This is a genomic window from Streptomyces sp. NRRL S-378 (genome assembly GCF_000720645.1).
Taxonomy (GTDB): domain Bacteria; phylum Actinomycetota; class Actinomycetes; order Streptomycetales; family Streptomycetaceae; genus Streptomyces.
In genome coordinates this window covers 23,570-33,980 of the sequence record NZ_JOBX01000079.1, presented here as the reverse complement: position 1 = coordinate 33,980, position 10,411 = coordinate 23,570, and the positions used below count along the sequence as shown (strand labels likewise).

Here is a 10,411-nt window from a genome sequence, read left to right as displayed (position 1 = left end):
GCGTCCGGTCCGGCAGCAACGGCTCGATCCGCGCCCACTGCGCGTCAGTCAACGACACACATCAACCAACGATCAGATGATCCGAGAGAAACGGCCTAGACGCTGCCCCCGGGGCGGGACCCCGGGCCGCCGGCCTGCGGGCGGAAGCGGTGGCGGTTCTCGTGGAGGAAGGCGTCGAGGGTCCGGGGCGGTCGGCCGAGGAGCCGGACGACCGTGTCGGTGGGGGTTTCGGGCCGGGCGACGGCGAGTTGCTGGATCTCCGTCACGTGGTCGGCGAGCCAGGCCGGCATGTGGGCGCGGCGGACGAGGTGTTCGCGGAAGTCCTCCGGGGTGAGATTGACGTAACGGATCCGATGCCCCGTCACCGTGCTCAGGCGTGTGGCGAGTTCGGGGTGGGAGACGGCTTCCGGCCCCGTGAGGGCGTAGGGGCCGGTTCCGGTACCGGCCCCGGTGAGCGCGGCCGCGGCGACGTCGCCGATGTCCCTGCAGTCGACGTAGTTGCAGGGGGCGTCGGCCATCGCGCCGAGGATCACGCCCCGGGCGATCCCCGGGGCCAGCCGCAGCAGGTTCTGCATGAACGCGTAGGGGCGCAGGACGGTGTGGCTCACCCCGAGCGCGCGCAGGTGCTGCTCCACGGCGTGGTGTCCGCGGGAGACGGCGACCGGGGAGTCGTGCTCGGCGGCGGGCGCGGAGATCTTGACGACGTGTTCGATTCCGGACCGGGCCGCGATGTCGACGGCGCGGGTCTCGAGTTCGACCTGCGCGGGGCCGTTGGCCATGGCGAGGAAGAGCCGGGTCGCGCCCTCGAAGGCGGAGCGCAGCGAGCCGGCGTCCGCTGCGTCCGCGTACCGGACCTCCGGTCGCGGGCCGTGCGTGCCGGTGATGCCGGGTATCGGGGCGTGCGGGGTACGGGTCAGCGCGCGGACCGGTGCGCCGAGCGCGAGGAGGCTGTGGAGCACGGCGTTGCCCGTCGCTCCGGTCGCTCCCATGACGACGATCATCTCGTTACCTCGTTTCCTGATTCCTGGTGGGTTCCGGGCGGCAGTGCGCCGCCCGGGGTCGGCTACCTGCGGGGCGTGGCGAGGGTGCTCCGCCAGCGCAGGGCGACGATCGTGGCGGCGAGGGCCGCGGAGACGGGCAGGTCGGTCCGCAGCCGCTCCAGCCACGGGGTGGCGGGTACGGGGGTGTGGGCGGGCAGCCACTGGGCGGCGAACCATCCCAGCAGTGCGGCCGCGCCGGTGGCCGCGCCGGCCAGGACGGCGGTCACGGCGGCTCTCGGCAGGCCGGTGGTCCAGCGCCGGGGGTGCCCGCCGTTCCGCAGCCAGGCGCCGACCAGGAACGCCACCACGGCGGAGGTGCCCGCGATGGAGGTCACGGCAGCCACGGCCAGGTCCCGCTGCCCGGTGGCGATTCCGGCGGCGCCGGCCGTCAGGGCGGGGGCGGCGTAGGCGGTCAGCACCTCGCGCCACAGGGCGAAGGGCCGGTGCGTCGCGCGGCTGCGGCCGGCTCTGTCCTTCGTTGCGGTCATGACGACCCCTTTCTCGTTGGGTTGGGCAAGCGGGCCGGACTTTTCCGGCCCATATACTTAGGCAGCTAACTATCAGGGGAAGGAAAAGGCCCTGCCCTAAAGGGCGGGGCCGGGCGGAGCGGGCCGGGCGCCGGATCAGCCGTCGGCCAGGGCCTCACTGCCGCGCACCACACGGGCGAGCAGATCGAGGAACACCGCGCGCTCCTCCACCGAGAGCCCGCCCACCATCGCCTCCAGCCGCCCGAAGTGCTCGGGCGCCATGTCGCGCAGGCGCTGCGCCCCCCTCGCCGTCAGGATGGCGACGGTACCCCTGCCGTCCTCCGCGGACGGCCGCCGGGCGACCAGCCCGTCCCGTTCCAGACCGTCCAGCAGGCCGGTGACCGTGGCCCTGGAGACGTCGAGGTCGGCGGCGAGGCGGGAGGGGGACTTCTCACCGCCGTGGTCCTCGAGATCGGCGAGCAGGCGGTAGCGGCCCGTCGACAGGCCGAACCTGGCGAAGTGCGCCTCGGCCGCCCGGCCGACCCTCGCCCCCGCCGAGATCAGCCGCACGGCGACCAGCACGGCCTGCGGATCGGCGTCCAGGCCGTAGTGCTCGACCTGCCGCCTCGCCTGATCCAGCGAGGGCGCCTCGCCGTCGATCCCGCTCCTCGTCATGAAACAAATATGGCAGCTAACTATCCTCGTGTCCAGGTCGCCGCCCCGGTGACCGTGTACGGCGGTCGGGTGGAACCGCCGTGCACGGCGGAGCGCGTGCGGCGAGCCGTCATGGTCCCCCCGACGTGGTGGCCGGAAGCTGTGGCCGGTCACGAGGACTGACCGAGGACGGGGCTGGCAGCGGCAGAGGGGTCTGCATGTCGACGTTCACGTGGGGTGCGCGCAGGGACCGGGCACGGCCGGCGCGGGGCGGCCGTGCGCGCCGCGCGGACGGGATCGGCACAGCGGTGGCCCTCGGTCTGGCGCTCGCCGTGGCCCTGCCCGGAGCAGCGCTGTCCGCCCCGGGCGACCTGGACCGCGGCGGAGACCGACCCCGTGCCCGGCAACGACCGGGCCACCGCGAACACCACCGTGAACAGCGCCCGCGGCTGCACGATCATCGGCACCAGCGGCGCGGACACCCTGAACGGCGGCTTCTTCACGGACGTGGTCTGCGGACTCGGCGGCAACGACACGATCCGCCCCGGCTACGGCAACGACACCGTCCACGGCGGTGCGGGCAACGACAACATCGACGGCGGATACGGCGACGACACGCTCATCGGCAACGCCGGGAACGACACCCTCCTGGGCAACTACGGCAACGACCGGCTCAACACCGTCGACGCCGCCGCCGGCAACGACACCGCGAACGGCGGCCCCGGCACCGACACCTGCACCACCGACCCGGGCGACGCCCGTATCAGCTGCCCGTAGCACGAGACCGGGCGGCGGCCCGCCGGTCCCGCGGACCTCCTGCCCGCGGGGTGTCCGCGGGACACTGGGAGCGATGCCCGGAGCGGTACCGGACGGCGCAACGCCTCTGGCTGCCGTTCCGGACATCGACCAGCATGAGGTCAGCGGGACCGGCGGACGAGATGGGCACGCATGCGCGCCACCGAGAGCAACCAGGACTACCCCTTCGCTGTCACCAACACGGCCGCGGCCCTGCTGGACGGCTCCGGGACGGTCGTCGCCTGGACACGGGCGGCCGAGACCCTCCTGGAGCGCCGGTCCGCGGATGTGTGCGGCCGCCCCGCACGCGACCTGCTCGCGGAGCCGGGCAGCTGGGAAGCGGTGCTGGCCCAGGGCGCCGGGCACGGGGACCGGGCCGGCTGGGAGGGCCGCGCCTCACTGCGGCACGGCTCCGGCCGCGCGCTGGAGATCGGCTTCCGCGTCGTCCCGCTGACCGACGGCGCGCACGGCGACGCGGCCCGGTTCCTCGTGCTCGGCGCGGCCCTGGAGCTGGTCGCCCGGTGGCGGCAGGACAACGCCTTCACGCACGAACTGTTCCTGCAGGGCCGGGTGGGCCTGGCCGTCTTCGACAGGGACCTGCGGCTGCTCCGGACGAACTCGCACCTGCTGCCGTACACCGGAGTGCCCGCCGACCTGTACGGGCGGCGGCTGGCCGACTTCCTGTGGGCCGAGGACGCGCGGATCATCGACGACCGGCTGCGGGACGTCGTCCACACCGGGATCCCCCTGGTCGGCCTCAACACGACCGTGCGCACCCTCGACGACCCGAGGGGCGGCCGGATCGTGACCATCCAGGCGTTCCGGCTCCAGGAACCCGACGGCCACCCGATGGGGGTGGCGGCCGTGTTCACCGACGTCACCGACCACGAACGGTCGCGCGGACGCCTGGACCTGCTGTACCGCGCGACCGGAGCGCTGGGCGGTTCCCTGTCCGTCCTGCGCACCGTGGAGGACCTGGTGAGGGTCCTGGCGCCCGCGTTCGGCGACTGCGCCGCGGTGGACCTGGCGGAGACCGTGCTGACCGGCGGTGAACCACCCGCCGACGGGCAGCTCACGCTGCCCCTGATCCGGATGGCCGTCGCCGGAGCGGAATCGGAGGCGCTGCGCACCGGGACGGCCCGGTTCGCGGCGCCCCTGGCCACCACACCGGACGGGCCCGAAGGGCGGGAATGCAAGGGGGAGCTGATCACCGGCCTCGGGGACCGGCCCGCGGGCTCCGGGGACGACGCGGCCCCCGCGTGGGCCACGGCCGTCCCGGGGGCGCACTCGGCGATGACGGCCCCGCTGTGCGCACGGGGCATCAGGTTCGGCAGGCTCACGCTCTGGCGCACGGGCGACGCCGCTCCGCCGGAGGAGGACGACCTCGCCCTGCTGGAGGAGATCGCCGCCCGAGCGGCCGTCGCCGTGGACAACGCCCGGCGCTACACCAAGGAACGCCGCACCGCCGTGGGCCTGCAGCGCAGCCTTCTGCCGCCCGCCACCTCGGAGAAGCCCGCGGTGGAGGCCGCCGGTCTCTACCTGCCCGCCGACGCGGACAGCGGAGTGGGCGGCGACTGGTTCGACGTGATCCCGCTGTCGTCGGCCCGTGTCGCCCTCGTCGTCGGGGACGTCGCCGGCCACGGACTGCACGCCACGGCCATGATGGGACGCCTGCGCAGTGCCGTACGGGCGATGGCGGACCTGGAACTGGAGCCCGAGGAACTGCTCGCGCACGTGGACGACATGGTCGTGCAGTTCGCCTCCGAGGCCGAGAGCGACGACCCGGACGACGCAGACCCCGGCATTCCGCTGCCCGGCGGCCCGGCCGGTGCCACCTGCCTGTACGCCGTGTACGACCCGGTCACCCGGACCTGCGCCATGGCGAGCGCCGGCCACCCGCCCCCGGCCGTGGTCAGCCCGGACGGAACCGTGGAGTACGTCGAGCTGAGCCCCGGCCCGCCCCTGGGGGTCGGCGGCTGGCCCTTCGAGCCCGTCGAGCGCGAGCTGCCGCCGGGCAGCGTCCTCGCCCTGTACACCGACGGCCTGATCGAACGCGGGGAGGGGGACATCGAGCACGGCATGCGCGACCTCGCGGACCGGCTGCTGCGCTCGGACGTACTCGGACGGCCGCTGCGCCAGGCCCGGCACGACATCATGGAAGGGCTGCCGCCGGGAAGGCTGAGGGACGACGTCACCCTGCTGCTGGCCCGCACCCGGGTGGTGGAGGCCCCCTCCATCGCGACGTGGCTGCTCGACGCGGACCCGGCGGTCGTCGCCGACGCACGCCATCTCGTCCTCGCCCAGCTGACCGCCTGGGACCTCGACGAACTCTCCTTCAGCACGGAGCTCATCGTCAGCGAGCTGGTCACCAACGCCATCCGGTACGCCGGCGGCCCGGTCCGGCTCCGCCTGATCCGGGCGGACACCCTGACGTGCGAGGTCTCCGACTCCAGCAACACCCAGCCCCGGATGCGCCGTGCGCGCAACTCCGAGGAAGGCGGTCGCGGCCTGTACATCGTCGCCCAGCTCTCGCACCGCTGGGGCAGCCGATACACCATGGGAGGCAAGACCGTGTGGTCCGAACAGACCCTGCCGCACGCCTGACGGCGCCGGCCCACGCTCTGGAACCACGGGAGGTGGTGGCCGTGAGCAGCACTCCGCGGGTCGATCCCTCGAACGCCGAGCAGGCGGCTGCCTGGGACGGGCGGGAGGGCACGTACTGGGCGGAGCACGCCGACCGGTTCGACCGCGCGGTGCGCGCCTATCTCCCGCACTTCCTGGCCGCGGCCGACGTGTCCGCCTCCGACCGGGTGCTGGACATCGGGTGCGGCACCGGCGAGACCACCCGTGCCGCGGCGCGGCGGGCGAGCGGAGGCCTGGCGCTGGGTGTGGACCTGTCCGCGGCGATGCTGCGGGAGGCGCGGCGGCGGGCGGTGGCCGAAGGCCTGCCCAACGCCGAGTTCGTACAGGCGGACGCCCAGAACCACGCGTTCCCCGCGGCGTCGTTCGACGTGGCCGTGAGCCGCACCGGGACGATGTTCTTCGCCGACCCGGTGTCCGCGTTCCGCAACATCGGTGGTGCGCTGCGCCCCGGCGGCCGCCTCGTACAGCTGGTGTGGCAGGAGCCGGAGAAGAACGAGTGGTTCCTCGCGTTCACCGGGGCACTGGCCGCGGGACGTCCGCTGACCGGGCCCCCGCCCGACGCTCCCGGACCGTTCTCGCTGGCCGATCCGGCCCGGGTGCGGACCGTTCTCGACGCCGCCGGCTTCACCGGCGTCGTGCTGGAGCCGCACGGCGAGGCGATGTGGTTCGGTGAGGACGCGGCCGACGCGGAGCGCTTCACGCTGGGCCTGCTCGGCTGGATGCTCGACGGTCTCGACGAGGAGGGCCGGCGTCGTGCCGTCGACGGTCTGAGGGCCACGCTCACCGCCCACGAGACGGGCGACGGCGTGCGCTACGCCTCCGCGACCTGGATCGTCCGGGCGACCCGCCCCTGACGCCGCGGAGCATTAAGGCGGGATCAACTGAGCCTTAAGGATCCGTGCGGCCCGGTCGTCCCGGCGGCGCTCCCGAGGACCCGCGCGGGCGCAGCGCTCGTCGATCCGCCCCGGCGGCAGGGGCTGCGACCTGCGCTTTCGGGCGGCTTCCGGGCGCGCAGGGCCCGCGCGGCGGGCCGTGCGGAGCAGCCGGATCCCCGGCCCCCGCCGGATTTGTAACACGGCGACAAGAACTGAATCCGCTGGTGGCGGCGACCAGCGGCACCTTCCCCGTCGGAACCAAGCTCAAGGTCACCAACCTCGACAACAACCAGACCACCACCGTCACCGTCAACGGCCCCTCCGGCAGCTGCGTCCTCCTCAACAACGCCGCCTTCGACAAGGTCCGCGAACCGGGCAAGAACCTCATCCGTCGCGCCCGGCGGCGACCAGCGGCACCTTCCCCGTCGGAACCAAGCTCAAGGTCACCAACCTCGACAACAACCAGACCACCACCGTCACCGTCAACGGCCCCTCCGGTAGCTGCGTCCTCCTCAACAACGCCGCCTTCGACAAGGTCCGCGAACCGGGCAAGAACCTCATCCGCCGCGCTCGCATCGAACGCGTGAACTGACCTGGCACGGGCCCGTTGCCGGGCCGACGGCGCCATGGCGGGGACATGGGCGGAGCCCTCCCCCGCCATGGCGCCGACCCGTGCGAAAGGCCCCCGAGGGCCCCTCGCGGCCACGAGCCCGACCCACACCCCGCGGCGGAACTGGGACGACGCCCAGCCACGGGCGCCCCGCGCGGCCGCTGGTCGCAGTCGGCGGCCGACCGGGCCTGCCGGAGCCTGGCCACCCAGGTCGGCCGCTACGGCGAGGGCCTGGGGCGCGAGCTGTACGGACCCGACGGCGGCGACCGCGCTGCTGCGCGATGACGCCGGCCCGTGGTTCGCGGCCCGCTGGGCGGGCCGGCAGCCGTACCTGACCTCGTTCCTGTCCGAGGTGAACGTCCCGGTCCGGTCCACCGGCGGCGACCGTTCCGTGGTCTTCCTGTGGGACTTCGGTGACTCCCTGGCCGCCAGGCCGGCGGCGCACTGACACCCGTCGGGGGTCCCTGCGGACCGCTCCCCCGCCCGCCGGGTTCCTGCGGGCGGGCCCGGGCTGTCGGCGGGTGCCGATAGGCTTCGTGGATGGCCCTTCCGGACACTTCCCCCGATACCTCCGACGCTCTGCAGGTTCTGCACCGCGTGTTCGGATACAGCTCCTTCCGCGGTGAGCAGCAGGAGATCATCGAGCAGGTGATCAGCGGCGGCGACGCTCTCGTGCTGATGCCGACCGGCGGCGGCAAGTCGCTCTGCTACCAGATCCCGGCGCTGGTCAGGGAGGGCACGGGCGTCGTGATCTCGCCGCTGATCGCCCTGATGCAGGACCAGGTGAACGCGCTCAACACGCTCGGGGTGCGGGCCGGCTTCCTCAACTCGACGCAGGACCCGTACGAGCGGCAGGCCGTCGAGCAGGCCTTCCTCGCCGACGAGCTGGACCTGCTGTACCTGGCCCCCGAGCGGCTGCGCACCGAGAGCGCCCAGCGGCTGCTCGACCGGGGCAAGGTGTCGGTCTTCGCGATCGACGAGGCGCACTGCGTCGCCCAGTGGGGTCACGACTTCCGGCCCGACTACCTCGCGCTGTCCATGCTGCACGAGCGCTGGCCGAAGGTGCCGCGGATCGCGCTGACGGCGACGGCCACCGAGGCCACCCATGCCGAGATCGTGGCTCGGCTCGGTCTGGAGGACGCCCGGCACTTCGTCGCCAGCTTCGACCGGCCGAACATCCAGTACCGCATCGTCCCGAAGAACAACCCGCTCAAGCAGCTGCTGGAGCTGATCCGGACCGAGCACGCCGGGGACGCGGGCGTCGTCTACTGCCTCTCCCGGGCCTCGGTGGAGAAGACCGCGGCCTCCCTGGTGGAGCAGGGCATCGACGCCGTGGCCTACCACGCCGGGATGGACGCCCGGGCCCGCGCGGCGAACCAGGCGCGCTTCCTGCGGGAGGAGGGGGTCGTGGTGGTGGCCACCATCGCGTTCGGCATGGGCATCGACAAGCCGGACGTGCGTTTCGTGGCGCACCTCGACCTCCCGAAGTCGGTCGAGGGCTACTACCAGGAGACCGGCCGCGCCGGCCGCGACGGCGAGCCCGCCACGGCCTGGCTGGCGTACGGCCTGCAGGACGTGGTCCAGCAGCGCAAGCTCATCGACGGATCCGAGGGCGACGAGGCCCACCGCCGCTCCCTGAGCATGCACCTCGACGCCATGCTGGCGCTGTGCGAGACGGTCGAGTGCCGTCGGGTGCGGCTGCTGGCGTACTTCGGTCAGACGGGCACGCCGTGCGGCAACTGCGACACGTGCCTGACGCCGGGCGAGTCCTGGGACGGGACGGTCGCCGCGCAGAAGCTGCTGTCCACCGTGTGGCGGCTGGCGAAGGAGCGGCGGCAGAAGTTCGGCGCGGGCCAGATCATCGACATCCTCCAGGGCAAGAAGACGGCCAAGGTCATCCAGTTCGACCACGACGCGCTCTCGGTGTTCGGCGTGGGGGCCGACCTGGGCACCGCGGAGTGGCGGGGCGTCGTGCGCCAGCTGCTGGCGCAGCGGCTGCTGGCGGTGGAGGGCGACTACGGGACGCTGGTGCTGACGGACGACAGCGGCGAGGTGCTGGGGGGCCGCCGCACGGTCCTCATGCGGAAGGAGAAGGCGCCCGCGGCCGCCTCCTCCCGCAAGGAGTCCGGCTCGCGCTCGGGCAAGGGGGCCCGCGTGCCGGTCGACCTGCCGGCCGCCGCCGAGCCGGTCTTCCTGGCCCTGCGCGCCTGGCGGGCCGAGACGGCGAAGGAGCAGGGCGTCCCGGCGTACGTCGTGTTCCACGACGCGACGCTGCGGGAGATCGCGACGCGCGTGCCCGCCACGGTGGAGGAGCTGGCCGGCATCGGCGGCGTCGGCGAGGCGAAGCTCTCCAAGTACGCGGAGGGCGTGCTGGCCACCCTGGCGGAGTGCGGTCCCGCCGTTCCCGCCCCTGCCGCCGCGCACCCGGCCGAAGCCGTCGCGCCGGCCACGTCCGCGCCGGACTCCCCCGCTCCGACCGCCTCCCGTCCGGCCCGGTCCGCGGCGCCGGAGCTCGACGAGCCGCCGTTCGACCTGGACGAGATGGACCCGCCGCCCTGGGACGAAGACTGGCAGTGACCCCCCGGGTCCGCCCGCAGCGGCCCGGGAAATCTCCGCGAAACAGCGGCGGCCGCCCGCGGGGCAGGTGGGACTCCGCGAACACGCCCGAGGGCCGGGTCGTCGACCGACGACCCGGCCCTTCGCCGTACGCACCGGGTGTGGCGGGCCCGTCACCGCACGCGCCCCCGGGAAACCTGCACATCGTGTCCGCGATCTCGACAAGCGACCTCCCCACCCCCGCGCACCCCCCGTTCAGGCCTTCCCTTCAGGGGCGATTTGCCCCGCTCCATTCCCTGGAGGCAAGGGGCGGCCCCTATCTGTTACTCGATCTCGTGAAGAAGTCGCCACCATTCCGTGAATCAAGCTGCACGTCCGTCACCGGAGGCACCCCCCACCTGTGACGGGCAGTCAACGGGATTGGTTGAGCGGCCCGTCGGCGTGCTTTCATCGTGCGCATCGCCGCACCGGAAACCGGCAGCGGCGATGAATTCCTCCCCCCAATGAAAGGTGCGCGCCATGCGTAACGACATCGAGACCCGCGAGATCGACGACACCGAGCTGGACGCCGTCTCCGGCGGCATCATCAGTGTCTCCGGCGGCCTGGCCGGCGCCGTGACCAGCGATGTCAACGACCTCGCGGGCGTCGTGGGCTCCCTCCACACCGTCCAGGCCGCGACGGGTCTCGTCTCCCAGGTCCCCGGCCTCGCCACGGGAATCACCGGTGTTTCGGTGAACGCCGGTCGCGCCGGTCTCTGATCGGGATATCCC

8 protein-coding genes and 1 pseudogene are annotated in these 10,411 nt (G+C 73.4%); 6 read left to right on the top strand and 3 right to left on the bottom strand.

The features are described from left to right. Nucleotides 1-95: 95 nt before the first annotated feature. The 3 genes from IH80_RS0134055 to IH80_RS0134045 all read right to left on the bottom strand — a co-directional run bounded on the left by IH80_RS0134055 (nt 96) and on the right by IH80_RS0134045 (nt 2,182). Nucleotides 96-989 carry an NmrA family NAD(P)-binding protein gene (locus tag IH80_RS0134055; protein ID WP_324609448.1) on the bottom strand — a complete coding sequence of 298 codons (894 nt, stop codon included), beginning with the start codon at nt 987-989 and terminating at the stop codon, nt 96-98. 74 nt (nt 990-1,063) lie between these two features. Next, nucleotides 1,064-1,528, bottom strand: coding sequence for a hypothetical protein (locus tag IH80_RS0134050; RefSeq protein WP_030965602.1), 465 nt, complete (start codon nt 1,526-1,528; stop codon nt 1,064-1,066). A gap of 135 nt (nt 1,529-1,663) precedes the next feature. Next, entirely contained in the window at nt 1,664-2,182 is a 519-nt protein-coding gene (locus tag IH80_RS0134045; RefSeq protein ID WP_030965601.1) for a MarR family winged helix-turn-helix transcriptional regulator, read from the bottom strand. A 375-nt stretch (nt 2,183-2,557) separates the two neighbouring features. Here IH80_RS0134045 and IH80_RS0134040 point away from each other — a divergent pair, with 375 nt between their 5' ends. The 6 genes and pseudogenes from IH80_RS0134040 (at nt 2,558) to IH80_RS0134010 (ending at nt 10,399) form a co-directional block, all read left to right on the top strand. After that, on the top strand, nt 2,558-2,938 hold the full coding sequence (locus tag IH80_RS0134040; protein ID WP_051810237.1) for a calcium-binding protein: 381 nt from the start codon (nt 2,558-2,560) through the stop codon (nt 2,936-2,938). 171 nt (nt 2,939-3,109) lie between these two features. Next, the gene (locus tag IH80_RS0134035) at nt 3,110-5,560 is read left to right on the top strand and encodes a SpoIIE family protein phosphatase (RefSeq protein WP_030965599.1); all 2,451 of its coding nucleotides are present in this window, start codon (nt 3,110-3,112) and stop codon (nt 5,558-5,560) included. A 41-nt stretch (nt 5,561-5,601) separates the two neighbouring features. After that, complete coding sequence (locus tag IH80_RS0134030) at nt 5,602-6,453, top strand: class I SAM-dependent methyltransferase (RefSeq protein WP_030965598.1); 852 nt, start codon at nt 5,602-5,604, stop codon at nt 6,451-6,453. 418 nt (nt 6,454-6,871) lie between these two features. Beyond that, nucleotides 6,872-7,066 (top strand): annotated as a pseudogene (locus IH80_RS47535) (hypothetical protein); the annotation flags it as partial. 558 nt (nt 7,067-7,624) lie between these two features. Further along, the gene (recQ, locus tag IH80_RS0134015; RefSeq protein WP_030965597.1) at nt 7,625-9,661 is read left to right on the top strand and encodes a DNA helicase RecQ; all 2,037 of its coding nucleotides are present in this window, start codon (nt 7,625-7,627) and stop codon (nt 9,659-9,661) included. A 498-nt stretch (nt 9,662-10,159) separates the two neighbouring features. Next, on the top strand, nt 10,160-10,399 hold the full coding sequence (locus tag IH80_RS0134010; RefSeq protein ID WP_030965595.1) for a hypothetical protein: 240 nt from the start codon (nt 10,160-10,162) through the stop codon (nt 10,397-10,399). The last annotated feature ends 12 nt before the right edge of the window (nt 10,400-10,411 follow it).